Source organism: Aureimonas fodinaquatilis, from assembly GCF_008369445.1.
GTDB classification, from domain to species: Bacteria; Pseudomonadota; Alphaproteobacteria; order Rhizobiales; family Rhizobiaceae; genus Aureimonas; species Aureimonas fodinaquatilis.
Window position 1 is genome coordinate 359,133 of record NZ_VTWH01000001.1, and the last position, 23,738, is coordinate 382,870.

At 56.3% G+C, this 23,738-nt stretch carries 22 protein-coding genes; 17 read left to right on the forward strand and 5 right to left on the reverse strand.

All coding sequences use genetic code 11. From position 1 onward, the window contains the following. Positions 1–66: 66 nt before the first annotated feature. Positions 67–444, reverse strand: coding sequence for a DoxX family protein (locus FPY71_RS01795; RefSeq protein WP_246160090.1), 378 nt, complete (start codon positions 442–444; stop codon positions 67–69). Positions 445–679: 235 nt separating this feature from the next. Between FPY71_RS01795 and FPY71_RS01800 the strand changes: the two genes are divergently transcribed. Continuing rightward, positions 680–1,483 carry a SapC family protein gene (locus FPY71_RS01800; protein ID WP_246160091.1) on the forward strand — a complete coding sequence of 268 codons (804 nt, stop codon included), beginning with the start codon at positions 680–682 and terminating at the stop codon, positions 1,481–1,483. Between the two features lie 190 nt (positions 1,484–1,673). On the opposite strand, the gene fumC is transcribed toward FPY71_RS01800, so the two are convergent. Continuing rightward, complete coding sequence (gene fumC, locus FPY71_RS01805; protein ID WP_149297055.1) at positions 1,674–3,068, reverse strand: class II fumarate hydratase; 1,395 nt, start codon at positions 3,066–3,068, stop codon at positions 1,674–1,676. Positions 3,069–3,322: 254 nt separating this feature from the next. Between fumC and FPY71_RS01810 the strand changes: the two genes are divergently transcribed. The 6 genes from FPY71_RS01810 to FPY71_RS01835 all read left to right on the forward strand — a co-directional run bounded on the left by FPY71_RS01810 (position 3,323) and on the right by FPY71_RS01835 (position 11,355). Further along, entirely contained in the window at positions 3,323–5,254 is a 1,932-nt protein-coding gene (locus tag FPY71_RS01810) for a S9 family peptidase (RefSeq protein ID WP_149297057.1), read from the forward strand. A gap of 8 nt (positions 5,255–5,262) precedes the next feature. Next, positions 5,263–6,036, forward strand: coding sequence for a MerR family transcriptional regulator (locus FPY71_RS01815; RefSeq protein ID WP_149297059.1), 774 nt, complete (start codon positions 5,263–5,265; stop codon positions 6,034–6,036). Between the two features lie 753 nt (positions 6,037–6,789). Then, positions 6,790–8,328, forward strand: a complete 1,539-nt coding sequence (locus tag FPY71_RS01820) for an aldehyde dehydrogenase (protein WP_149297061.1) — start codon at positions 6,790–6,792, stop codon at positions 8,326–8,328. Between the two features lie 71 nt (positions 8,329–8,399). Then, on the forward strand, positions 8,400–9,449 hold the full coding sequence (locus FPY71_RS01825) for an amidohydrolase family protein (RefSeq protein WP_149297064.1): 1,050 nt from the start codon (positions 8,400–8,402) through the stop codon (positions 9,447–9,449). 14 nt (positions 9,450–9,463) lie between these two features. Next, positions 9,464–10,099, forward strand: a complete 636-nt coding sequence (gene maiA / locus FPY71_RS01830) for a maleylacetoacetate isomerase (RefSeq protein WP_149297066.1) — start codon at positions 9,464–9,466, stop codon at positions 10,097–10,099. A gap of 257 nt (positions 10,100–10,356) precedes the next feature. Next, positions 10,357–11,355: a LacI family DNA-binding transcriptional regulator gene (locus FPY71_RS01835; protein ID WP_246160154.1), complete on the forward strand. Its 999-nt coding sequence runs from the start codon at positions 10,357–10,359 to the stop codon at positions 11,353–11,355. On the opposite strand, the gene FPY71_RS01840 is transcribed toward FPY71_RS01835, so the two are convergent. Continuing rightward, on the reverse strand, positions 11,338–12,525 hold the full coding sequence (locus tag FPY71_RS01840) for a glycoside hydrolase family 88 protein (RefSeq protein WP_149297071.1): 1,188 nt from the start codon (positions 12,523–12,525) through the stop codon (positions 11,338–11,340). The two genes, FPY71_RS01835 and FPY71_RS01840, sit on opposite strands and share 18 nt — an antisense overlap. Before the next feature lie 152 nt (positions 12,526–12,677). On the opposite strand from FPY71_RS01840, the gene FPY71_RS01845 reads away from it, so the two are divergent. The 9 genes from FPY71_RS01845 to FPY71_RS01885 all read left to right on the forward strand — a co-directional run bounded on the left by FPY71_RS01845 (position 12,678) and on the right by FPY71_RS01885 (position 21,710). Then, positions 12,678–13,859 (forward strand): CaiB/BaiF CoA transferase family protein, encoded by a 1,182-nt coding sequence (locus FPY71_RS01845; RefSeq protein ID WP_149297073.1) that lies wholly within the window; start codon positions 12,678–12,680, stop codon positions 13,857–13,859. Then, positions 13,856–14,311 carry a MaoC/PaaZ C-terminal domain-containing protein gene (locus tag FPY71_RS01850; protein ID WP_149297075.1) on the forward strand — a complete coding sequence of 152 codons (456 nt, stop codon included), beginning with the start codon at positions 13,856–13,858 and terminating at the stop codon, positions 14,309–14,311. Before FPY71_RS01845 ends, FPY71_RS01850 begins: the two co-directional genes overlap by 4 nt. Before the next feature lie 19 nt (positions 14,312–14,330). Continuing rightward, positions 14,331–15,332: an autoinducer 2 ABC transporter substrate-binding protein gene (locus FPY71_RS01855; protein ID WP_149297077.1), complete on the forward strand. Its 1,002-nt coding sequence runs from the start codon at positions 14,331–14,333 to the stop codon at positions 15,330–15,332. A gap of 83 nt (positions 15,333–15,415) precedes the next feature. Continuing rightward, positions 15,416–16,951 (forward strand): sugar ABC transporter ATP-binding protein, encoded by a 1,536-nt coding sequence (locus tag FPY71_RS01860; RefSeq protein WP_149297079.1) that lies wholly within the window; start codon positions 15,416–15,418, stop codon positions 16,949–16,951. Further along, positions 16,948–17,937, forward strand: a complete 990-nt coding sequence (locus tag FPY71_RS01865) for an ABC transporter permease (protein ID WP_149297081.1) — start codon at positions 16,948–16,950, stop codon at positions 17,935–17,937. The genes FPY71_RS01860 and FPY71_RS01865 overlap by 4 nt, the downstream gene beginning before the upstream one ends. Continuing rightward, the gene (locus FPY71_RS01870; RefSeq protein WP_149297083.1) at positions 17,934–19,001 is read left to right on the forward strand and encodes an ABC transporter permease; all 1,068 of its coding nucleotides are present in this window, start codon (positions 17,934–17,936) and stop codon (positions 18,999–19,001) included. Before FPY71_RS01865 ends, FPY71_RS01870 begins: the two co-directional genes overlap by 4 nt. Continuing rightward, entirely contained in the window at positions 18,988–19,191 is a 204-nt protein-coding gene (locus FPY71_RS01875) for a hypothetical protein (protein WP_149297085.1), read from the forward strand. The genes FPY71_RS01870 and FPY71_RS01875 overlap by 14 nt, the downstream gene beginning before the upstream one ends. Positions 19,192–19,193: 2 nt before the next feature. Then, the gene (locus tag FPY71_RS01880; protein ID WP_149297087.1) at positions 19,194–20,609 is read left to right on the forward strand and encodes an amidase; all 1,416 of its coding nucleotides are present in this window, start codon (positions 19,194–19,196) and stop codon (positions 20,607–20,609) included. A gap of 33 nt (positions 20,610–20,642) precedes the next feature. Continuing rightward, complete coding sequence (locus FPY71_RS01885; protein ID WP_188052171.1) at positions 20,643–21,710, forward strand: Ldh family oxidoreductase; 1,068 nt, start codon at positions 20,643–20,645, stop codon at positions 21,708–21,710. Positions 21,711–21,755: 45 nt separating this feature from the next. On the opposite strand, the gene FPY71_RS01890 is transcribed toward FPY71_RS01885, so the two are convergent. After that, positions 21,756–22,178 (reverse strand): SRPBCC family protein, encoded by a 423-nt coding sequence (locus FPY71_RS01890; protein ID WP_149297091.1) that lies wholly within the window; start codon positions 22,176–22,178, stop codon positions 21,756–21,758. Between the two features lie 27 nt (positions 22,179–22,205). Further along, positions 22,206–22,649: an SRPBCC family protein gene (locus FPY71_RS01895; RefSeq protein ID WP_149297094.1), complete on the reverse strand. Its 444-nt coding sequence runs from the start codon at positions 22,647–22,649 to the stop codon at positions 22,206–22,208. 351 nt (positions 22,650–23,000) lie between these two features. Between FPY71_RS01895 and FPY71_RS01900 the strand changes: the two genes are divergently transcribed. Further along, positions 23,001–23,738 carry a DUF1275 family protein gene (locus tag FPY71_RS01900; RefSeq protein WP_149297096.1) on the forward strand — a complete coding sequence of 246 codons (738 nt, stop codon included), beginning with the start codon at positions 23,001–23,003 and terminating at the stop codon, positions 23,736–23,738.

Here is a 23,738-nt window from a genome sequence, read left to right on the forward strand (position 1 = left end):
CGCATTGTCTCTCAGATTACTGGCATTGCTCTGCCGTCAAAACGATTGGGCTTTCGGCCGAATGCATCAGTAGTTATCGAGGTTGCTGCGCTTGTCGATGGATGGCGAAAACGCACCGAACTGGGCAAGATAGAGGAAACCACCCGCCAGGGCGAAGTTTTTCAACAGAGCGGACACCTCGTTCAAATGGCCGATAAACGCCGTTGCTATGCAGAATGCTGCCAGTGCATAGGCGGTTATGCGGGTCTGGAAGCCAACAACTATGAAAAGACCAGCCAGCAATTCAAACAATCCGACAAGATAGGCAACGGCCAATGGCGCCGGAAAGCCAAGGCTTCCCAGGAAACCGGCAAAGCCTGCAGCACCTGTCAATTTCGCAAATCCGGCTGGTATGAACATCAGGCCAAGCAAAATACGGCCGATCAGCAGAACAGTTGTATTCACGACGCTTCCCCCTCGTATCTGCACTTTGTGTTTGCGTTCAGGCTTCCTGATGGTTCACCTGCAAACTGTGCAGCTGGAATGTGCCGCAGGTTAAGCGTTTCGTAAAGGCATGAGGCGGAACGGTTGTTTAGATATAAATTATAGCGTAATAAGAAATTGTACTGCTTGTCGGATGGGTGGGCACTGCCCACTGTGCCGATTGCAATTGTCAGCAATTTCAGCGCGGTTTAAAACCTTGACCAAGAAAACGACGACCCAGCCACAAACTCAGGACCAGACCCAGCCTGCTAACGAGAACCCGCTGTTCTATCGTTCGCCGCTGCTCTTGCGCTTTGAGGAACACGCCAAATTCGGCCTGCGCCGCACACCAAATTACAGCTTTGCCAGCACAGCCAACGTGATTCCGCTGACCGGAAGCGAATTTGGCATTGCCGGCCGGCAATATCCGATCGTCTTCTCTAATGATCCTTCCGCAATGACTTTGGCGGTCATGGGCCTGACGCGCCACAAGAACCAGTTCGTCGACGATGCCGGCAACTGGCAGGCCGGCGCCTATGTGCCTGCTTATGTGCGGCGCTACCCGTTCATTTCCATCAACACCGAGGTTGGTGGCAATGAAATGCTTGGCATTGACGCGGCCAGTGACCGCATCAGCCTGGATGTGGACGTTGAGAGCGAAGACGTTGATGCGATCTTCAACGCAGACGGTGAGCCGACAGAGGCTGCACGCTCTGCGATTTCGCTTTGCGATATGTTCTCCTTCCACCACAAGCGCACGCGTGACTTCACCGCCGCAATGCTGGAGCATAACCTCTTGGTAGAGCGCTCGGCCGAGATCAAAAATCAGGACGGAACGCAGGGCGTGGTCAACGGTTTCCGCGTGATTGACGAAGAGGCTTTCCGGGCACTTCCCGATGCAGTTCTCGTCGATTTCCACGCCAAGGGCTGGACAGACATGATCGTTCTGCACATTGCGTCGCAGCTGAGCTGGCAGACACTGCTGGACGCGCAGGCACCCGCTGTTCAGGAAGCTGCCTGAACTTTTCCAATCTGCAGTTTCGGCAATTTGAAATGATGAAAGGGCGGCTGAGAGGCCGCCCTTTTGAACATTTTCCAAACCGTTTCCGGCAATCTCATGATCGCCGGGAATGGTCTCCCTCTTAGTTTGTCACGCAGCCTTCCTGTTGAAACGATTTCCTTTCAACAGGAGAAATTCGGGTCAGCGAACCTTACTCACCCGGCCGGGTCATGGCCGCCGGATCAACAATCCGGTCGTATTCCTCTGCGGAAACCAATCCCGAACCAACAGCCTCATCACGCAGAGTCGTGCCCTTTTTGTGCGCTGTCTTGGCAATTGTAGCGGCATTGTCATAGCCAATTTTGGGTGCCAGCGCCGTCACCAGCATCAGGCTCTGCTCCATCAACTCGCGGATGCGGGTTTCATTGGCCTTCACGCCGTCTATGCAATGCTCGCGGAAAGAATCCATGCCGTCTGCCAGAAGTCGGATGGAGGAAAGAACCGCATTGGCAATCACCGGCTTGAACACGTTCAGCTCAAAATGGCCTTGGCTGGCAGCCACTGTGACGGTGGTTTCGTGACCAAAGACTTCTGTTGCCACCATTGTCAGGGCTTCAGCCTGAGTGGGGTTCACCTTGCCCGGCATGATGGAAGAGCCTGGTTCATTTTCCGGTAATGACAGTTCGCCAAGGCCCGAGCGCGGCCCGGAACCCAGAAAGCGAATATCATTGGCAATCTTGAAAAGGTCTGTGGCCAGCGCATTCAGCGCGCCGTGGAAGAATGCCAGTGCCCCGTGAGAAGCCAGTGCCTCGAACTTGTTGGCTGCAGTCTGGAAGGGCAGGCCGGTCAGCTTGCCGATTTCCTCTGCAATCTTGACGTCAAAGCCAACGGGCGAGTTCAGGCCGGTGCCAACTGCCGTGCCGCCCTGTGCCAAAGCATAAACGCCTTTCAGCGCTTCAATGATGCGGTGCTTGCCAAGGTCCAGTGCAGCAACATAGCCGGAAAATTCCTGGCCCAGAGTAATCGGCGTCGCATCCTGCGTGTGGGTGCGGCCAATTTTGATGATGTGGTCAAATTCCTTGGCCTTTGCATCCAGGGATGCGCGCAGGCCGTCAATTGCCGGCAAAATGCGGGCTGTGGTTTCCTGCGCAACGGCAACATGCATGGCGGTTGGAAACACGTCATTGGACGACTGGCCCATATTGACGTGATCGTTAGGATGCACTGGCTTTTTTGAACCGAGTTCGCCGCCGGCCATTTCAATGGCACGGTTTGAAATCACCTCGTTGACATTCATATTGGTCTGGGTGCCCGAACCGGTCTGATACACCACCAGCGGAAAGTGGTCGTCCAGCTTGCCTGAAATCACCTCGTCAGCCGCGCGTTCAATCAACTCGCCCAAGGAGCCATCCAGCTTGCCCATGGCAGTGTTGACCCGCGCAGCGGCTTTTTTCACGGTTGCAAGAGCGTGAATCAACGGCAGAGGCTGTTTGTCCGTGCCGATTTTAAAGTTGTTCAGCGAACGCTCGGTCTGCGCTCCCCAGTAACGGTCAGTGGCCACCTCAATTGCGCCAATTGAGTCCGTTTCGCGTCGCGTCTTCGTCATACCCTGCTCCCGAAGATTGGATTTGGATGAGGGTATGCGTCATTGCACTGCGGTAGTCGAGCCGCCTGCGGCCTTAAAATCGTTTAGATTTCGGCCGGCGGCTCAGTCTGCGGCGCTTTTAGCCCGGTTCTGCCGGCAGGTCAGACGACCTGCCATCCCCTTGACCCTGACGTAACGTCATAGTGCATCTCTTTCTGGGAAGCCAATCAGTGGACGGCTTAAAGCAGTTCATTTTCATGCAGAAAGGTCCTGAGATGTCCCCGTCAGAACTCATATCTGTCGAAACGCTTTTCGGTGCGCCGCATTTCTCCAGGGCGCAAATTGCACCCGATGGCTCCAGCATTGCCTATCTGTCACCGTGGCGTGGCCGTTTGAACATCTTCCTGCGCGCAGTGGACGGGGCGCAAAGCGGAGGAGACCTGCGCGTGACAGCCGATGAACATCGAAATATCGAAGGATTTTGCTGGGCTCCGGACTCCAAAGCAATTCTCTATGTGCAGGACACGGGTGGCGATGAGAATTGGCACCTTCATCGTGTGTCGCTGGATGAGGAACTTTTACAGCCTGTCGATCTGACGCCTTTCCCGGACGTGCGGGTCATGGATTTCAACTTTTCAACGCAGGATCCGAAAGTCATTTATCTGCAGATGAACGCTCGCGATGCGACGCTGGTTGACCTGCACCGTCTGAACATCGACACGGGAGAACTGGAAACTATTGCCGAGAATCCGGGGCGCTATGTTCACTGGTTGGTCATACCCGGCGCCTCGCCGCACGCGCTCATTGTCAATTCCGACAATGATTACGAACTTTCCCGCTACGAAAACGGGCAGTTTGTTTCAATTGCCACTTTTGACGGTGATGACAACCCGCTGGGTCCACTTCCCTGTGTGCCAACACCTGACGGCAAGGGCTTGTGGGTTGGGTCAAACCGGGGAACGGATCGGATGCGGCTTGCTCGCATTGATCTGGCGAGTGGAGCGGAAAGCGAGATCGACAGTCACCCGGTTTTTGATCTTGATACCCCGCGACCGGAAGCCGATCCACGATTTCCGCCAAGCCTTGTTCTCAACCCGGTGACCGGTGAATTGCTGGGTGCGCGGTATCTCGGGGAGTATCAGGTCATCCACCCACTCAGCCCAGATTTCGCAGCGGTGCTTGCGAAACTTTCCACGCTGTCTGATGCTGAGCCGGGACAGATTTCCTGTGATAAGAATGGCCGGTATTGGGTTGTCGAATTCACCCGTGATTGTGATCCGGGCACGACATGGCTCTATGACAATGTGACAGGCAGGGCGCAGATCATCGGCCGCCGTCAGCCGGACCTTGATGAAGCCATGCTGGCATCGGTCCGACCCGTCACAATCACCTCTCGCGACGGTCTCAAGCTTCCCTGTCATGTGACACTTCCGAAGGATGTACGGCATCGTAAGCTTCCGACAGTCCTGCTGGTTCATGGCGGGCCATGGTATCGTGATTGCGCCTGCTATGACCCCGAGGTGCAGTTGCTCGCTAATAGGGGCTACGGAGTTTTGCAGGTCAATTTTCGCGGCTCGACCGGTTACGGCAAAGGTTTCATGCAGGCGGGGAAAGGCGAATTTGCTGGCCGCATGCATGATGATCTGATGGATGCAGTGGATTGGGCCATCGCGGAGGGCATAACTGATCCGAAGCGCGTGGCGATTTACGGTTGTTCGTATGGTGGGTATGCCGCGCTGGTGGGTGCCAGCTTCACGCCGGAACGCTTTGCGGCGGCAATCAGCTATTCCGGGATGTCTGACCTGCGCGCATTGGTCGAGGGTGCGCTGCCTTTCATCCGCAAAACGCTTGCCAATACCTATCTTGCTTACATGGGTGATCCTGATATCCCGGAAGAAAACGCCAGAATGCTGGCCAAGTCGCCTGTCAGTCGGCTGGACCGGATTAAATGCCCACTGATGGTTGTTCATGGCGCACAGGATGTGCGTGTCGCGCTGAGCCATGCCGAGCTTGTGGTCAAAACGCTGAAGGCGCGCGGCAATGACGTCGAGTTTTTGCTGAATGAAAAAGAGGGCCACTGGTTTATAAATCAGGACAGCAATTATGAACTCTACAGGGCCATTGAAGACTTCCTGGCACGACACTTGGGCGCGCAAGCGTCTGTCGATGCAGCAACAGCGGGGCGGAAAATTCCGCACCAGGCTTAGGGGCGGCAATGCAAAGCAAGGATATCGCGGCACGCGCGGGTGTCACCGTCCGCACCCTTCGCCACTACCATCAGATCGGGCTGATGGTGGAGCCGCCGCGTGACAGCAATGGCTACCGCAATTATTCCATTCAACATCTGGTGCGCCTGCTTCGCATCAGGCGGCTGACCGCCATCGGGCTGCCTCTCAGTGCGTTGCCGCCATTGCTTGGCGAAAATGGCGAGCTGACTTCGGAAATGATTGAGGCGCTGGACGTTTCGCTAGTGCATCAGATTGAAAAATTACAGGAGCAGCGAAGGGTTGTGGCAGCCGTGCGCACGACGGAAGGGCCACTGAACGTTGAACCCGACATGGCTGCAGCGCTTATGCCGCTGGAAGTCGGCCGGGCAGAGCGTTCCAATCATCTGGGGCGCGAGCAGTCCGCGCTGATTGAACACTTCATCGAAGAGGGCGGGCGGCCGGAACTGGTTGAGCTTTATCAACGTCTGGCATCACCTGACCTTGCGTCCATTGTGCTGGATCTGGGCCAACGTTTCGATCGACTTGGTCCCGACAGCGCCGATACGGAAATCACCGGCCTCGTTGATGATTATATGCGCCACCTTGCCCCGTGGATGGAACAATTCAATTCGGCAGTCCGGCAACACTCTGTCGGAGAGGAGGCAAATCTTGTGCTCTGGACGCATGCAATGGAAACCGTGACACCTCAGCAGCGTCGCATGCTGATGCAACTCGCGCGTCGGTTTGCTGAAGCTGAAACATTAGTTGGCGTGAAGCGATAAAATTTGACCACACGATAAAGATTGAAACCAGGATGCGGCTGCCCGAATTTCACTAAGCGCTGGTCAATTCTCGCAATCTGTCAGCCGCCTAGTGTACCACGAGGCGGGAACTGCAGGCGCGAAGCACGTATTATTTATCGATGGATTATTTATTTTTTCCAGCGCACAGCTGACACCAAGTTTAGGAATTGTCGTTTTAAGCTATTGAAATATAATGAAATTGCCAGTCGTTTCCTGCCTTCCTGACAGCCGCAGACACACCTGCGGATAAGTTTGGAAGCGCGTACCATGTGGATTTCTCGTTGACACAAAAAATAGCTGGTAATAGCCTCTGAGATATCAGGTAGCGCCGGTTTCGCGGATTGAGGATATTGCGAAGAACTTGTGTTTGCCTGGTCAAGAAAGACGAAAACGTCTTGGGGGGATCAGTGAGTGTCATGAGCAACGCGCAGGCTTTTGCGAAATCGCGAATGCGATTTGCCGGTTTCCACGTGATGTCGGCTGAAACCGGCCGCGGGTGACGACGCAGCTATCGGCAACACCACGCCATTGCTGCTTTTGTGCATGCCGTGCCGGTAGACATTCAATCCAAGCCCAATCCGCGGCATCAGACCCTCAATGCAATGCCTGACATAGATAAATGCATTCCGTTGAATTCATTGATTTTCCAATACCTGCGCCAGGCCAGGCGGTTCGCTGTCACGTGCATCTGTTCAAACGCCACATTGCAACTTCATGCCGGGAGTCCCTCATATGAGTGAAGCAATTTCCGCCAATCTCCATTCCCATGCATCCCCGCCGGTGCGCGGTCTGTACATTGATGGCAGGGAACAGCCCGTCGGAGATCGGGAAACATTTGCAATTTATGCGCCCGGCACCGGAGATATCATTGCCCATACAGTCCACGCCACAGACGACGATGTGGACATGGCAATCCAAAGCGCCAGGCGTGCCTTTGAAAATCCGGACTGGCGGGACATGTCGCTCCGCAGCAGGGCCAATCTTGTGCACAAGATCGGCGATCTTCTGGAAAAATATCTGGATGAGCTTGCCACGCTGGAATCGCTGAACAATGGCCGACCCACGCGGGAAACCCGCGCCCAGCTTGCCAAGCTGCCGGACCTGTTTCGTTACAATGCCGGGCTTGCGCTGTCGCGCCGCGATGCCGTTATTCCGGTTGATGGCAATTACCTGTCCTATACACTGCGCCAACCCGTTGGAGTGGTGGCGAACGTAACGCCATTCAACCACCCGCTGTTTATTGTATCGCGCAATCTCGCACCCACTTTCGCGTCGGGTTGCACAACCGTGGTCAAGCCTTCGGAGTACACGCCGCTGACGACGCTGCGCATTGCTGAAATATGCACGGAAGCCGGTTTGCCCGATGGCGTGTTCAATGTCGTAACCGGCTTTGGCGCAACAACGGGCAAGGCTCTGTCAGGCCATCCGGACATCAACAAACTGGTGCTGACGGGTGGCACGGAATCCGGCCGTCTGGCCGGTGCTGCCGCGGCGCGCAACTTTGCGCATCAGACATTGGAACTGGGGGGCAAGGCCCCGGTGCTGGTCTTTGATGATTTTGATGTCAATCAGGCGGTGGACTACGCCGCCTTTGGCGCTTTCATCGGTGCGGGGCAGACCTGTGTCTGCGCTTCGCGGCATCTTGTCCAGCGCACTGTCTACGATGAATTTGTTGAAAAACTTGCCGCCAAGGCAAAGTCGCTGCGCGTTGGCGACCCGTTTGACCGCAACACCCATATGGGGCCGGTCATTTCTGAAAGACAGCGCACCCGGGTGTTGGATTTTGTGAAAATCGGCCTGGACGAGGGCGCCAGACTGGTGGCTGGCGGCGGCATTCCGCAGAGCATGCACAATTCAGCCGGCTTTTACGTGGAGCCGACGGTTTTTGCCGACGTCAAGCCTGAAATGCGCATTGCCCGAGAAGAAGTTTTCGGGCCGTTCACCGTTGTGCTGCCTTTCGACACGGAAGAGGAAGCTTTGCGCATTGCCAATGATTCCGAATATGGTTTGGCGGCCGCTGTCCGCACTCAGAATATTGCACGGGCGCACCGCCTGGCCTCGCAGCTTGAGGCCGGCATTATCTGGATAAACGACCACCATCGAGTGGACATCGCCGCACCATGGGGCGGGGTCAAGGCGTCGGGAACCGGGCGTGAATTCGGGCAGGAGTCTTTCGACCACTATTTCCACACCAAGGCCGTCACAGTGAACATGAGCAACGAGCCGTTTGACTGGTTCGAAGCCGAAATGCGCGATCTGAGACTGAACTAGATCCACACGTCCGAAGATTTCCAGCAGCACCACGGCGCATCCAGACGCCTGATTCAAGGGTTGAACATTCAATGACTGATATTTGGAATTCTTACGGCGAGACCGCCGGTCGTCGCCATGTCAAAACTGCCCGGCCAAAAGGGCAGACCATCGACATTCACTCGCATGTGGCCATTCCCGCCGCAAACAAGATTGTTGAAGGGCATCTGGATCTGGCCACCATACCACTGGCGCATTTCAGTTCCGAGGTAACGACTGCTGTCAACCAGATGCAGGAGCGGGACCGCGGACCAAATATGACGCAGTATGAAGCACGCCTTGCAGACATGGATGCTGCGGGTGTTGACATGCAGCTTATCATGCCGCCGCCCGGCCAATGCTTCACCACCGTACGGGCCGACATTGCCAGTAAAGCGGCCCGCGTGGTCAATGAGGGCCTTGCGGAATATGTCAGCCGGTATCCGGACCGGTTTACAGCACTGGGCACTGTGACTTTGCAGGATGGCGATCTGGCTGCCGAAGAGCTGGAATATGTCATGAAGCTAGGCCACAAGGGTGTGCAGATTCTGACGAATGTCGCCGGAAACGAGATCTCCGACCCGGCCTATGCACCATTCTGGGCCAAGGCTGAGGAGCTTGGAGCGGTGGTTCTGCTGCATCCAAACGGCTTTACAGAGGGGCGACGGCTGGCCCGGCACTATTTCAACAATGTTATCGGCAATCCGCTGGAAACCACGCTGGCAATCAGTGACCTGATTTTTGATGGTGTGATGGAGCGCTACCCCAAACTGAAGGTCATTGTGGTGCATGGCGGCGGCTATCTTGGCGGTTATTCCGCCCGCATGGACCATGCCTGGAATGCAAGGTCCGATGTCAAGGTCGTGCCGCAAGCGCCGACCACCTACCTCAAGCGCATGTATTTTGACACCGTGGTGTTTTCCAACGAACAGTTGGAAGCACTGGTGCGAACCATTGGTGCGGACCACGTGTTGATGGGAACCGACTATCCATTTGACATGGCTGAAAGTGACCCCGTTGGGCATGTCATGGGTGCGGCGCTGGACGATGACGTTAAAGAGGCTATTTGCGGAGGTAATGCCCGGCGGTTGCTTGGCCTGTAGACAGGGGAAACACCATGACGCGTCGCATGTATGGTTTTTGGCGGTCCATTGCCTCTTTCCGGGTGCGTGCGGCGCTCAATCTGAAGAACCTGGGCTATGAGGAAGTTTCGGTCGATATTCTGCAGGGTGAACAGTTCGACAGCAGTTTTGAGCAGTTGAATACCGCCCATGCCGTGCCCGCATTGGTGGAGGAGGATGGTTTCACCCTCACGCAATCTCTTGCCATAATGGAATATCTGGACGAAGTTTATCCGGAACCGCCTTTGATGCCAGACACAGCCAGAGAGCGGGCCTATGCCCGCACCCTTGCGCTGGTGACGGTGGCCGATACCCATCCCCTGATGGTGCCGCGCGTTCGCAAACATCTGGCGCAAGAGTTTGGCGCCGATGAAGAAACCGTGACCCGATGGGTTCGGCATTGGATTGGCGAGGGAATGGGCGATTATGAGCGGATGTTGAAGCAGAGGCCACCGCAACCCTTTGCTCTGGGCAACAGCCCAGGCATCGCAGATATCTGCATCGCGGGTCATGCCATGAGCGCGGAGCTGTTTTCACTGGATTTAAGCCCCTATCCTTCATTCAAAGCTCTGTCAGAGCATTGTTTTTCCATACCCGCATTTCGAAACGCGCACGCGCGCAATCTGGCCTGACGCACCGTCCGGACCTGTCAGCACCTGATTTTTTCAGTGCGCGAACGGCTTCATCTTTTCACTTCGGGTCAGATTTATCTGCAAAACCGCTATCTGCTTCTGCGCAAAATGCTTTAAACAGCACTGCAAGCGGTTTCATCAAACATGTTTCGATGTTGATATGCTCCTGCTTTAAAGGTGGTCTCTATCGGGAGGTATGGCCGAAAGGTCAGAACATGAACAGCAAGGCACTTCCCAGGCGATCGAAATTGAGTGACGTGGCCAAAGCTGCGGGCGTATCACCGGCAACAGTCTCCCGAGTTCTCAACCATCCGGATATTGTGCGCCCTGACCTGCAGGCAAAGGTCCGGCGTGCCATAGCCGAACTTGGCTATGCACCGGATGCCATGGCCCGCGCGCTGAGCCTGGGACGCAGCAACACGATTGGCGCCATCATACCAACCTTGGGTATGACAATCTTTGCCAATGGTACCGTTGCCCTGCAGAAGCGATTGCGCGAATACAATTACACGCTGCTGATCGCCAATGCCGAATACGACCCGGAGCGGGAACTGGAAGAGATAAAGGTTCTTCTGGAACGCGGGGTTGACGGTCTGGTGCTGGTGGGTGACCGAATGAGCGCTGAAGCGCTGGCGCTGGCCCGGCAATACCAGGTGCCATTGGTGACAACCTATGTCAGTGAGTCGCAATTTTCAGTTCCGGCCATTGGCATTGATAATGCGGAAGCAATGCACCAGGTGCTTCAGATGCTGCTGGATCTCGGGCACCGGGAATTTGGCGTGATCACCGTCTATCCGGCGCATAATGACCGTCAGCAAGCGCGCCGGCAGGGCGTTTTTGCAGCTTTCGAAGCGGCAGATATTCCCCTTGCTGCGCACAGAATTGCAGAAGTGCCGTATTCGGTGGCCCATGGCCGTACAGCGTTCAAGCGGTTGATTACAGCGGATCCGGCAATCACCGCGGTGATTTGCAGTTCAGATGCCTTTGCCATCGGAGCGCTGGCCGAATGCAAGTATCTGGGATTGTCCGTGCCTCGTGATATCTCCATCACTGGTTATGATGACGTCGATATCTCGATGCACACCGATCCGCCGCTGACAACGGTCAACGTTCCGGCTGCGGTGATAGGCCGTCTGGCCGCCGACCATCTCGTGGCAACACTGAACGGGCGGCCGCCGCCTTTGACAACCAAGCTGCCCGCTCAAATCATTGTTCGTGGCTCTACCGCGGCTCCACGTTCAGCCCGCAAGAGCTGAAGTGCCCCATGCATTGTGGAATTTTCCGGGAGCTTTCAGGCGCATAAGGGCCTCAGCGAAATAATAGTCGCCGAAGAGAACGGCGCTATCGGGGCCGATATTGTGCGGCTTGGAATAGCAGCCGTGTTTCAGTATCCCGCGATGCTGTGGCTCAGTGGCCAGATAGCCGGCGCAAAGCGCGGCCAGCATTTTTTCGGCCTCGCCTTTCCAATAGGCGGCTTTTTCTCTGTCGGGATGCATGTCGGCCATGTTCAGAAATGCCGCTGCAACAATGGCCGCAGTTGCAGAATCCCGCGGTGCATGGGGAATGGCGGGGTCGTCAAAATCCCAGAACGGCACCGGATCATTGCCGAGACGGTTGAGATAATAGGCAGCCAACTGCTCGGCCAGTTCAAGATACTCTATCTTTCCCGTTGCCGCAGCCGTTTCTGCATAGCCGTAAATTGCCCAGCCCTGTCCGCGAGTCCAGGCAGACTCGTCGCTATAGCCTTGAAATGTATAGCCACGAGAGCGCTTGCCAGACGGCAGATCGTATTCAACCGCATGATAGGTCGAGTTGTCCGGCCGGATGAATGAGGTGCGGGTCATTCGGGCATGGGCTTCTGCGGCCAGTCGAAAGCTGGCATCGCCAGCATAATTCGCTGCCCAATACAGAAGCGAGAGATTGGCCATTGTGTCGATTGCGGAGCTGCAACGGCCGCGCGGGTCGGTCAGTGGCCCCCATGATGAAATATAGGCGCCGTTATGCGTGGTTACGAGCCGGGCTCGCAGATGGTTCGCTGCCTGCACTGCCACGTCTGCAAAACGGCTTTCTCCCGTTGCGTTATAAAGCGGAACGGCGCTGCTCCAGAATAAAAAGCCGATGTCGTGCGTGTTGCCATCAGTTGCTCTGGGCGCAACCATCTGAAAGCGCTCTCTGGCAAGGTTTATAAGGGATTTATCACCTTTATGGACAGATCCGGCAACCAGAAGTCCTATCCAGAAGCCTGAAAACCAGTTTCCATGGCTCCATCCGTCCTTTGAGTAGCCCGCCGAAAGGCTGGCCGGCATCAGAGTCCATTCGCCCGAAGGAGCGGTGACATAAGGGAATGACGAGCCTATCGAAAATTCGTCTTCCAGCGTCTTTTCTGAAATTAAATCAAGTGCTTGGGTGATATATCCGCTGTTCATCTATCTCTTCCGTTCGAGTTGCCGAAACTGCGCTTGACAGGGCGTACACAAGCATATCAGTATAGCCTGAAACCGATTTCAGGCAAGGCGAATGATCTTCCTGATTTTGGCAGGGAATTTGGCAGGGGAATAAAATTTTGATTCTGGAAGGCATGCGCGTTCTCAATTTCTGCCACTACCTGCAGGGCCCGGCGGCGATGCAGTATCTGGCCGATATGGGGGCAGAGGTCATAAAGATTGAACCGCCCAAGGGTGCCTTTGAGCGGCATTGGGCCGGTGCAGGAACTGCGCGTGTCGGCGGTGTCAGCGCACTATACCTTGCCGGTAACCGCAATGTTCTCAGTATCGCGGTGGATCTCAAGCACCCTGAAGCGACCGATGTTGTGCATCGCCTGATTGGCCGGACACATGTGCTGGCGGAAAATTACCGGCCGGGAACATTGGACAGGCTGGGGCTTGGTTACGAGCAGGTCAAAGCCCGCAAACCTGACATCATCTACGCCTCTGCCTCGGGGTTCGGCAGTACCGGCCCGCTGGTCCGCCGCCCGGGGCAGGACCTGTTGGTTCAGGCAATGTCCGGGCTTGCCCGTGCAACCGGGGATGGTCGGGTGCCTGTGCCTGTCGGCCTTGCCGCAGTGGATCAGCACGGAGCCGCGCTCATGGCGCTTTCCATCACGGGGGCCTATGCAAAATGGCAGGCAACCGGCCTTGGAACGCGTGTTGAATCCAGCCTGTTTTCCGCGGCGATCGATCTGCAGAATGAATCCATTGTGACTTACCATGCCGCCGGGCTCGGTTCCCGAAGCATGCCCCGGGATCCACATCTGGCAACATGGTATCATGAAGCGCCCTATGGCGTTTACGCGGTGAAGGATGCCTTCGTTGCACTGTCGATGACCAAGGTTGAAGCCCTTGCAGACGCGTTGAACAGCGACCGGCTGAAAGCGCTTGTCGATCTGGATCCGTTTGTCGAGCGCGATATCATCGCGTCTGAAACCGCCGACGTTTTGAGAGAGTGGTCTTTTGATGCGCTGTCTGAAGCTCTGGACAGCGGCGGCATCTGGTTTGCCCGGGTTGAAGACTACGAGGATCTGGCCGCAAACCCGCAGGCTGCGCACAATGGCGCGTTTCAGACGATGCCGGTGAATGATGCTCAGGCGACCCTGGTCAGCCATCCTGTCAGCTACAATGGTGAAGTACCGGGCATCAGGACTATGGCGCTGTCGGCGGGGGCCGACACACGAAGCGTGCTGGAGAATGCAGGTTTCGACGGCAGCGAAGTCGCCGACCTTATTCGAAACAATGTTGTTTTCACGCCGGATGACGCGGCATGAGTGAGGCCAGGTCCTTTTACGTTTCCGTCGGTGACGCGGTGTCGTTTTCAAAAACCGTGGGTGAATCTGACGTGTATCTGTTTGCCGGGATCACCGGTGATCTGTCTTCCAACCATGTCAATGAACAGGTCATGGCCAAATCCCGATTTGGCAGGCGCGTTGTTCACGGCGCTTTGCTTGTGGGCTTCATGTCCACCTGCTCGACCCGCATGATTGAAACATTTGGCGCGGGTGCAAGAGGCTCGGTTACAGCCGTTGCCCTGGGCTATGAGCGCATTCGCTTTGTGGCGCCTGTCTTCATCGGAGATACGGTGACAGTTCAATATCGCATCAGCCGCGTGGAGCCGGAACGGGCGCGAAGCTACGGAGAAATTACCGTTACAAACCAAGAGGATACGGTTGTTGCGGTTGCTGAGGGCATTCTGAAATGGGTGCCGGATCATGGCAGTTAATCTCAAAATGGAGGTCGTTATGCGCAATCACATTCGTAAACTTCGCACTTTGCTGGTCACAGGCGTGGCAATGGCAACCTGCCTGGCTGTCTTGCCTGCGCAGGCGCAGGAAGAAAAAACCTTTGCCGTCGTGGTCAAGGTGGCAGGCGATCCATGGTGGAGCCGTCTGGAAGAAGGGCTCGTTGAATTCGCCGCCGAAAATCCAGGTATCCGCGTCTTCATGCAGGGCGTTTCGCAAGCCGATGCAGCGCTTCAGGCACAGTTGATCGAAGATCTGGTGGCGCAGAATGTTGATGCGCTGGGCATTGTTCCGATTTCGCCGCAGACGCTTGAGCCTGTCATCGCCAAAGCCCGCGAAAAGGGCATTGTCGTCGTAACCCATGAAGGCGAGACCCAGCCGACAAAGGATTACGACATTGAAGCATTCGACAACGCGGCCTACGGCGTTCATCTGATGGATCAGCTGGCGGCAGGCATGGGCGAAGAGGGCGAGTATGCCGTCTTTGTCGGTCGGTTGACCAATGTTTCGCAGAATATCTGGGTTGATGCTGCCATTGCGCATCAAAAAGAAAAATACCCCAACATGACATTGGTGGGAGATCGCAACGAAACGGGTGAGGACGCAGCCACCGCCTATCGCAAGACACTTGAGTTGCTGGCCGCCTATCCGAACATCAAGGGTTTTCAGGGTTCGTCGTCAAATGACCCGATCGGAATCGGCCAAGCAGTTGAGGAAGCGGGCCTTGAAGAACGCACCACTGTTGTGAGCACCAGTCTGGTGTCGCTGACGCGTGATCTTCTGGAAACCGGCGCTGTCGATGTCATCAGTTTCTGGGATCCCAAGCTTGCGGGACAGGCAATGATGGTTGCCGCGCTTCGCAAGATCAACAACGAACCGATTGAGACAGGCGATGATCTGGGTATCGTCGGCTACGAAAGCGTGACCGTGGTGGATGACGTGGTTTACGGCGCTGCGTGGGTCGATGTCACCGCCGAAAACATGGATGAGTACGATTTCTGATCGCATTCCGACACCACACCGATGCCGGGCATGGCTGCCCGGTGTCGTCTGTATGAGACCGAACTTCGCGCGTGGCGGATCCTATGATCGAAGCAGATAGACATTCCGGGCATGCCGGCAGAGCGCCTCTGTTGCGCGTTGTGGACATCGTCAAAAATTATGGTGGAATTCGCGCACTTTCCGGCGTCAGTCTGGACGTGGCTGCCGGAGAGGTGATCTCACTCGCAGGTGAAAACGGTTCGGGAAAATCAACTCTCATCCGCGCGATCGCCGGCATCGAGCGTCCCGATTCCGGCGGCATCTTTATTGATGGCGTGGACTGGACACAGCGCCCGCCCTCCGATCGCATTGATGCAGGTGTGCAGATTATTTACCAGGATTTTGCGCCGCTGCCCAATCTGACCGCAGGTGAGAATATCTGGCTGCCACGGCAGATCAGCCAGGGCAGGCGTATTGTTGCGCGCCGGGAGGGTATGGCTCTTGCCCGCGAAGTGCTTGCCGATATGAAGGTGGACATCGATCTGGATCGCGATCTGGAAGAGCTGTCGGTTGCGCATAAGCAGGTGGTAGCCATCGCCCGTGCGCTGGCACACAAAGCGCGTCTGTTGATCATGGATGAGCCGACAACCGCCCTGACGCACCGGGAGGTGGAGCAGCTTTTTACGTTGATCCGCCGTCTGGCTGCGAATGGGATGGGCTTTATTTTTGTCAGCCATAAGCTTCAGGAAGTGTCGGAAATTGCCGAGCGCGCCGTGGTCCTGCGCAATGGGAAGGTGCATCTGTCGGCGCCGCTTTCTCAGTTGAACGAGGCTGACATACAGCGCGCCATGACTGGCAGAGAGATTTCCGCAAAGCGTTACGAGCGGGGGCCGGTTGCCGCGGTATCCACGCCGCGGCTGGAAGTTTCCGGCCTCTCTCGCGCCGGCCAATATGAGCATATCGGATTTTCTCTGCAGCCCGGCGAGATTCTGGGGCTGGCAGGCCTTATGGGAGCCGGACGAACCGCGCTGGCCAAATCCATCTTCGGCATTGCACCAGCGCAGGCAGGTTCGCTGAAAGTCGATGGACAAGCTACAGCAATAGGGTCTGTTGCAGATGCGCTTGCGGCCCGGATAGCCTATGTGCCAGAGGATCGGCTGAGTGAGGGGCTTTTCCTCAATTTCTCAATTCGCGACAATATTGTGGTTCGCGCCGTTGAAAGATTGACCGATCGGTTCGGCTGGCTGACAGGTGCGCGCAAATCGAAAGAAGCCTATCACTGGATTGACAGGCTGACGATCAAGGCCGCATCGGACAAGGCGCCGGTCAGCAGCCTGTCTGGTGGAAACCAGCAACGCGTCGTTCTGGCCAAATGGCTTGCGAGCAATCCTTCCATTCTGATTTTGAACCGTCCGTCTGTCGGCGTTGATGTCGGCTCCAAGAGCGATCTGCACGAGGTCGTTGTCGAGCTTGCAAATGATGGGCTCGGCGTCATCGTCATTTCCGATGATCTGCCGGAGCTGATGCAATTGTGCGACCGCATTCTGGTGCTGCGCAACGGCCGCATTGTTGCCGAGCGCCAGATTCCGGAAACCCCGGAACTGGAAATCCTGGACATTATAAACGAGACGCACTCATGACCTTGCCCCGCCTCCTCATGCGCCATGAGACAATTCTGCTGCTGGTCGTGGTTGGTATGATTGCGCTCATCAACCTGATCAATCCCGGTTTCCTCACGCTGTTCAATCTGTTTTCCATGTTGAAAAGCAGCACGGTCGTCGGGCTGTTTGCGATTGGCTTTTTCGTCATACTCGTTATCGGCGGGCTGGATGTTTCCTTTGCCGCAATTGCAATCGTTGCCATGTACGGCACGGTTGTCATAGCCAATGCGTTTTTCCCCGATCTGTCGATCTGGCTGCTGTTTGGCATGGCAGGGCTGATCGGCATGCTGCTGGGCACGATCAATGGTGTTCTGGTGGCCTGGCTCAAGGCCCCGTCGTTGATCATCACACTGGGGACGACAAGCCTGTTCCGCGGCTTTCTGCTTTATTTCGTTGGCACCGATACAATCCGAAGAGTGCCATCGGGAATGGTGGATTTTTCCCGCACCAATGTTCTGACGCTGACTGCCGAAAACGGCGCCCGCGTGGGCCTGCATGTGTCGGTCATCATTCTTCTGGTCATTGCTTTGCTGGTGCATTTCATCATGCGCCACACCACGGTGGGGCGCAGTCTCTATGCCATAGGTGGCAATCGCAGCGCGGCGCAGCGAATGGGCATCAGTGTTCTGAAAATTGAAACGCTGGCTTACACGGCCGCCGGCACACTTGCCGGAATTGCCGGGTTGATTGCGGGGGGCATCATCCGCCTTGCCAACCCGCAAACTCTTGTGGGCGGCGAGCTGGATGTTATTGCTGCCGTTGTTATTGGCGGCGCTGCAATCACCGGCGGCAGAGGAAGTGTAGTCGGAGTCCTTCTGGGCGTTTTCCTGATTGTCACAACCAACAGCAGCCTGATCGCGCTGGGCGTTTCCACGGTGTGGCAAAAAGTTGCAATCGGCACGCTGCTGCTGATCGCTATTGGTTTGCCAATGCTGGTGCGGCGCATGCAGGGAGCACAATCATGACAACAACGGATCGTTCCCGGCGCGCCAGTGTGCTTCCAGACTTCATCGACACGCATGTGATCGTGCTGTTCTTTGCTGCAGTTGCCGTGTTCGCGGCTTTGGGTTTCGCCCGACCGGACATATTTCTGAGCGCGCAGAACCTGCAGTCGATGCTGCTTCAGATCAGTGTTATCGGTCTGCTTTCACTGGCCGTGGCGCTGACTTTGCTGACAGGTGGTATTGATCTCTCCATCAACGCTGTTGCAAATCTGGCCTCGATTGTCGCCGCCAGTTTCCTCAGCGCCTCTGTCGGCAGCAACCTCGGTTTGCCGCCGGAACTTCTTGCCGTGTTTGCCCTGGTTGTCGGGCTGGTGGTGGGGCTGTTGTGCGGGCTCTTCAACGGATTTCTGATCGCGGTCCTTGGCTATTCGCCCATTCTTGCCACGCTGGGCACGATGACGCTGTTCATCGGCTTTGGCACCGTCATCACCGGTGGCAGCACGCTTTTCGGAATTGCCTCACTGGCCAACATCGGGCGTGGTGCTTTTCTGGGCATTCCATTTCCTGCCATCGTGTTTGTGCTGATAGCGTTGGGCCTTGCCGCAATGCTGCACGGCCGCCGCCTGGGGTTCAACCTCTATCTTTATGGCGCAAATCCAACGGCCGCCCGCTATTCCGGCATCAACACACGCAAGCTGCTTCTGATTGTTTATGCGATCAGCGGTGCGCTGTCGGGGCTGGCCGGCATTGTCAATCTGAGCGTTACGAATTCGGCCAATGTCGATTTCGGATCTTCCTATGTTCTGCTGGCCATCCTTGTTTCTGTGCTCGGTGGCATTTCACCTCTGGGTGGCGTCGGCAAAATTCTGGGGGTCATCTTCTCGGTGATCATTCTGCAGCTGCTTTCCACGGGCCTGAACCTCATCCTTCAGGCCAGCGGCAGCAACTTCCTCAGGGACTTCGCCTGGGGCCTGACACTCATTCTGGTGCTTGCCATCGGCCGGGTCCAGTTCGGCAGCCTGCAGAAGCTGTTTTCGCGCCACTCGGGCACTGTCGAAAAGGGGGAAGCCAATGGCAAAGGATGATGTGTCTGCGAGCGCGCTTCTCACCGCGTGCGACGCGATGCTGCGTGAGGTGGGTGGCTTTCCTCTTGCCGCTGACCGACTGCAGGAAGCGGAGCCTGTGATTGCCGGCATAGTTCGCGCAATCCGGACGATGGACGAAGTTGACGTGAGCGATCTGGAACCTGCTTTCATATTCCGGGTGGAGGCGTGATCATGCGTGCCGCACTGAGTATCCGTGAGGCGCAAACACGATTGCGCCAGGGCAGTTTGAAGGCGCGGGACCTCATGGAGGCCGCGATTGTTGCTGCGGATCGGCACGCTTGTGAACTGAATGTTTTTGCCGCACGGGCTGACAGCGACGGCCTGCTGACGGCGGCCGATAAGATTGACCGGCGCCTTGCAACGGGTGAAGCGGTTGGACCGCTGGCGGGCATTCCGATCGCCATAAAGGATGTGTTCGGCACAAAAGACCTGCCAACCACTGCAAGCTCCAAGGTGCTTGCCGACCACCACACCGGAGTTGATGCAGAGGCCGTAGCCCGGCTGCGCTCATCCGGTGCGCTGGTTGTCGGAAAATCTCAGACACATGAGTTTGCCTTCGGCCCCACAACCAACAACGAATATGCCGGGCCGTCGCGAAATCCATGGAACCCGGATCACGTGCCGGGCGGTTCCAGTGGCGGTTCTGCGATAGCACTTGCTGCGGGAATGTGCATGGGCGCGACGGGAAGCGACACTGGTGGCTCTATCCGCACGCCGAGCGCATTGTGCGGCGTTTCGGGATTGAAGCCCACTTATGGCCTGGTCAGCCGCCGCGGCGTGTTATCGCTTGCCTGGTCGCTTGATCATGCGGGACCAATGGCGCGCAGTGTCGATGATCTGGCATTCCTGCTTGAGGCGATGGCAGGGTTTGATGCGCGGGACAGCGGTTCAGTCGACAGGCCGGTGCAACAATACAGCGCCCTGATGAACCAGCCTGCCGGGCCCTTGAGAATTGGCGTACCGCAGGATTACTTTCTCGATCTGGTCGATGTGGAAGTCCATGCTGCCTTTGATGCGTCTCTGGAGTGCCTGCAGTCGATTGGCTGCAAGGTTCATCCGGTTTCCCTGCCCAGCATGAAATATGCCTTGGGCGCAGAACTGGCTATTCTGGGTTCGGAGGCTTCGGCCTACCATCGGGATCGTCTGAAGCGACAGGCTGAGGATTACTCGCCAAATGTGCGGCGTGAACTTCTGGCCGGGCTGACCATCTTGGCCAGCGATTATCTGTTGGGGCAGCGAGTCCGTGGCCTCATCTGCAAGGATTTTGCCACTGCTTTTCAGAACGTGGATGTGATTGCCACTCCGACGGTGCCCATTGTCGCGCCTTTGATAGGCGCCACGCAGGTGGTGGTGAACGGTGAGGCCACCCCGGCGCTGGATGCCATCTGGCGCAATGTGTTTCCAACCAATCTGACCGGCTCGCCCACGCTCAGCCTCCCGAATGGATTTTCAAAGTCAGGACTGCCGATCGGTTTGCAACTGATCGGCCGATATTTTGATGAAACCACGCTGTTGCGACTGGGGCGCGATCTTCAGGCTGTGACAGAGTTTCACCGCCAGGCCCCGCCCATGATCGACAGCGCCTGAAGTTTTAACATGCAATTTCCCACAGAGGTCTCCATGAACCGTTATAATCCGCGTGATCTGGCGGCACTTGCCGCTGCGCTTCTGGAGTGTTCCGGAATGCCGGAAGATCGTGCCATTGAAGTCGCCGACATATTGCTCGAAGCGGATATGATGGGACATGACACCCACGGGCTTCAATTGCTGCCAGCCTATCTTGATGAGCTGGCCGCCGGACGCATGCGCGCCACCGGCAATTATGAGATAGTGAGTGACAGGGGCGCCGTTGCCGTATGGGATGGCCTGTGGCTGAGTGGCGTTTGGCTGACTTTGCGTGGGCTGGAATTTGCCGCGCAGAGGGCAGAACAGTTTGGCCTGGGCGCAGTAGCAATCCGCCGCAGCCACCATATCGCCTGTCTTCAGGCATATCTGCCCCGCATGACAGATCGTGGACTGGTGCCCATGATCACATCATCAGATCCGTCTCTGGCATCGGTGGCGCCGTTTGGCGGGCTTGATCCGGTTTTCACTCCAGATCCGATAGCCCTGGGCATCCCGACAAAAGCAGACCCGATCCTCATCGACATGTCGACGTCAATTACCACAAACGCCATGACCGGGCGTCTGGCAAAGGCGGGCCAACGCATGCGGGGACAATGGTTGCAGGACCATGAGGGCAACCTGACGGACGACCCCGGCGTGCTGACGCGTGAACCAAAGGGAACGCTGCTGCCCAGTGGCGGGCAGGATCATGGTCACAAGGGTTACAACATGGCCCTGATGGTCGAGTGCCTGTCACAAGGGCTTGCAGGCTATGGGCGCGGCATTGCGGAAACGCAGTGGGGAGCCACAACCTATATTCAGGTTTTCTCGCCGGAATTCTTTGCTGGGGCTGACGCGTTCACGGACCGCTCGTCGGCAATTGCGGCCCAATGCCTGGCGTCAAGAGCCCACCCCGATGCCGGAGCGGTTCGTCTGCCGGGCCAGAAAGGCCTTGAGCGCCGCCGCGATGCAGAAGATCAAGGGTTGTTACTGCCTTCGATGTTTGTGCAGGGCCTGGTGCAACGGGCCTCTGATCTGGGTGCAAGGGTGCCGCAGGGCCTTGGCGGCCGCAACCCTGGCTAGCTTCAACGCCGGGCTCATGGAGATGCTCGGCTGTCGCGCCTTGGCTCAACGGCCATTCCGGGTTTTTTCGGCGTAACGCGCAAAGCTGTCGAGAATGGCCTGCCAGCCCTGCTGTTGCTGCTCAATCGAGTATTCACCATCAGGATCAAAGGACACTGTGACCTGAACTGCATCACCCACAGGCACAAACTCCACCCGCGCAGCGCGGTCACCGAACGTGTACTCAATCAGTGCATGTTGTTTGATTGCCGTGTAGGTCCCGGCAAAGTCAAATCCCATGCTGCCATCCTTGGCTTCCATGCGGGATGAGAATGTTCCGCCAACGCGCAGATCTACATCTGCGGCCGTGGTGTGCCAGTCCTCCGAGGCCGCATTCCACTGCCTGATATCCTCAGGTGAGGTATAAACCTTCCACACATGTTCAATCGGCGCGGCAACCATGGTCTGGACGGTGATGGGGTGGGTCATGATGCTTTTCCTGTCAATGCGCGCTTGTCAGTCCTTGATATCCGGCTCAACCAGTTTGGCAAGCTTGCGAAGCGACTCCTGCCAGCCAAGATAGCATGCCTCAACCGGAATCAGGTCTGGTATGCTCGCCTGCTCAATGTGAAGCTCGGTCCCGACAGACACAGTTTTCAGGGTCACAGTTACCGTCATTTCACCCGGCAGTGACGGGTCGTCAAAACGGTCTGTGTAAACGAGCTTTTCATTTGGCACGAGCTGAAGATATGTGCCGCCAAAAGCATGGCTTTTGCCCGAAGTGAAATTGCGAAAGGACATTCGGTGATTGCCACCCTCCCGGGCGTCCAACTCGTGAACGCTGCAGAGAAAGCCATAGGGTGGCAGCCAACTGGCAATGGCGTCCGGTTCCAGAAATGCGCGGTAGATTTTTTCCGGTCGGGCAGCAATGACCCGATGAAGTGTGACAGTGCCTGGCATGACAGTTCTCCCGTTTCCGGCGCGATCTTCGGCGACGTTTTCCGGATTTACGCAGCAAATTATGCTGGATTTTTGTCCAATTGGTTTGCCGGCCTAATTCCTTGATGTTCAAGCATATTTATGTAAAAATTGCCTGCATTCCGGTGCTGCCAAGCTGTTTTTACCCGCAGGTATTTGAATTAAATTTTACGGAAATATAACAATAGTGCAAAATTTGAAATTTGGTTTGGTTTTAAAGTGACTGCAGGAATACGTAATATAAAACTCAATTAAAGTTTATGTGTTATTGACATCCATCCAGCAACTAGTGATTGTACCGACAACTGAGTTGCGTGAAGTGGATCAAGTATAATGCAATCTGCCCCCGTTGCTGTCCATCCGGAAATTACCCGATACCCACTTATGGAAAAGCCGCTGACAGGCTTTCTGTTAGCCGTTATGGCGGGCTCGATGAACGCATGGACACTGGCCCATGCCCAGACCTTTGCGACTGTTCAATCCGGCAACGTGGTCCAGAGTGGATACAGGCTTGTGCAGGGCGACTGGGAGGCATTCACGTTCTCCAGCCTCTCCGTTCTGGCATTCGGCATTGGTTCGGCTCTGTGCGGCGCATTGATGACCAGCATGTTGCACAAGGGAAAAGTCTACACGCCGGTGGTTCTGTTTGGCATGTTTGCTGCACTTGTGGCGCTTGCTTTCAGCGCCCGCGCCGGTTCACTGGAGCCGCAATATATCGCATATGGCATCAGCTTTATTGCCGGAGCGCAGGGCAATGCCTTCCATAAAGATCGGGGCATGTTGTTTGGCGCAGTTGCAGTAACGTTTGTTGTGCAGATGGCGTTTAACTTCCTGGTTCAGTCCCTGTATTCGCGCACAGGCATCAACGGCAAATCCAATCTCAGCTGGGCAGGCATCTTTTTCCTGACGTTGCTTGGCTTTGCCGGCGGTGGCGCCGTTGGTTTCCTTATCGATCAGCGCATTGCAGGCGCTGCTATCTTCCTGCCTGCCGCAATCGCCCTTGTTCTTGGTGCAATGGCGCTCGCCAACCCAGAAAAAGCAGATCCAACGCCTGGCGGCCTGATCGGCTGA

Coding starts and splice junctions, on each gene's coding strand:
- fumC (WP_149297055.1), bottom strand. CDS start 3,068: ATGACGAAGACGCGACGCGAAACGGACTCAATTGGCGCAATTGAGGTG.
- FPY71_RS01810 (WP_149297057.1), top strand. CDS start 3,323: ATGTCCCCGTCAGAACTCATATCTGTCGAAACGCTTTTCGGTGCGCCG.
- FPY71_RS01815 (WP_149297059.1), top strand. CDS start 5,263: ATGCAAAGCAAGGATATCGCGGCACGCGCGGGTGTCACCGTCCGCACC.
- FPY71_RS01820 (WP_149297061.1), top strand. CDS start 6,790: ATGAGTGAAGCAATTTCCGCCAATCTCCATTCCCATGCATCCCCGCCG.
- FPY71_RS01825 (WP_149297064.1), top strand. CDS start 8,400: ATGACTGATATTTGGAATTCTTACGGCGAGACCGCCGGTCGTCGCCAT.
- maiA (WP_149297066.1), top strand. CDS start 9,464: ATGACGCGTCGCATGTATGGTTTTTGGCGGTCCATTGCCTCTTTCCGG.
- FPY71_RS01840 (WP_149297071.1), bottom strand. CDS start 12,525: ATGAACAGCGGATATATCACCCAAGCACTTGATTTAATTTCAGAAAAG.
- FPY71_RS01845 (WP_149297073.1), top strand. CDS start 12,678: ATGCGCGTTCTCAATTTCTGCCACTACCTGCAGGGCCCGGCGGCGATG.
- FPY71_RS01850 (WP_149297075.1), top strand. CDS start 13,856: ATGAGTGAGGCCAGGTCCTTTTACGTTTCCGTCGGTGACGCGGTGTCG.
- FPY71_RS01855 (WP_149297077.1), top strand. CDS start 14,331: ATGCGCAATCACATTCGTAAACTTCGCACTTTGCTGGTCACAGGCGTG.
- FPY71_RS01860 (WP_149297079.1), top strand. CDS start 15,416: ATGATCGAAGCAGATAGACATTCCGGGCATGCCGGCAGAGCGCCTCTG.
- FPY71_RS01865 (WP_149297081.1), top strand. CDS start 16,948: ATGACCTTGCCCCGCCTCCTCATGCGCCATGAGACAATTCTGCTGCTG.
- FPY71_RS01870 (WP_149297083.1), top strand. CDS start 17,934: ATGACAACAACGGATCGTTCCCGGCGCGCCAGTGTGCTTCCAGACTTC.
- FPY71_RS01875 (WP_149297085.1), top strand. CDS start 18,988: ATGGCAAAGGATGATGTGTCTGCGAGCGCGCTTCTCACCGCGTGCGAC.
- FPY71_RS01880 (WP_149297087.1), top strand. CDS start 19,194: ATGCGTGCCGCACTGAGTATCCGTGAGGCGCAAACACGATTGCGCCAG.
- FPY71_RS01885 (WP_188052171.1), top strand. CDS start 20,643: ATGAACCGTTATAATCCGCGTGATCTGGCGGCACTTGCCGCTGCGCTT.
- FPY71_RS01890 (WP_149297091.1), bottom strand. CDS start 22,178: ATGACCCACCCCATCACCGTCCAGACCATGGTTGCCGCGCCGATTGAA.
- FPY71_RS01895 (WP_149297094.1), bottom strand. CDS start 22,649: ATGCCAGGCACTGTCACACTTCATCGGGTCATTGCTGCCCGACCGGAA.
- FPY71_RS01900 (WP_149297096.1), top strand. CDS start 23,001: ATGCAATCTGCCCCCGTTGCTGTCCATCCGGAAATTACCCGATACCCA.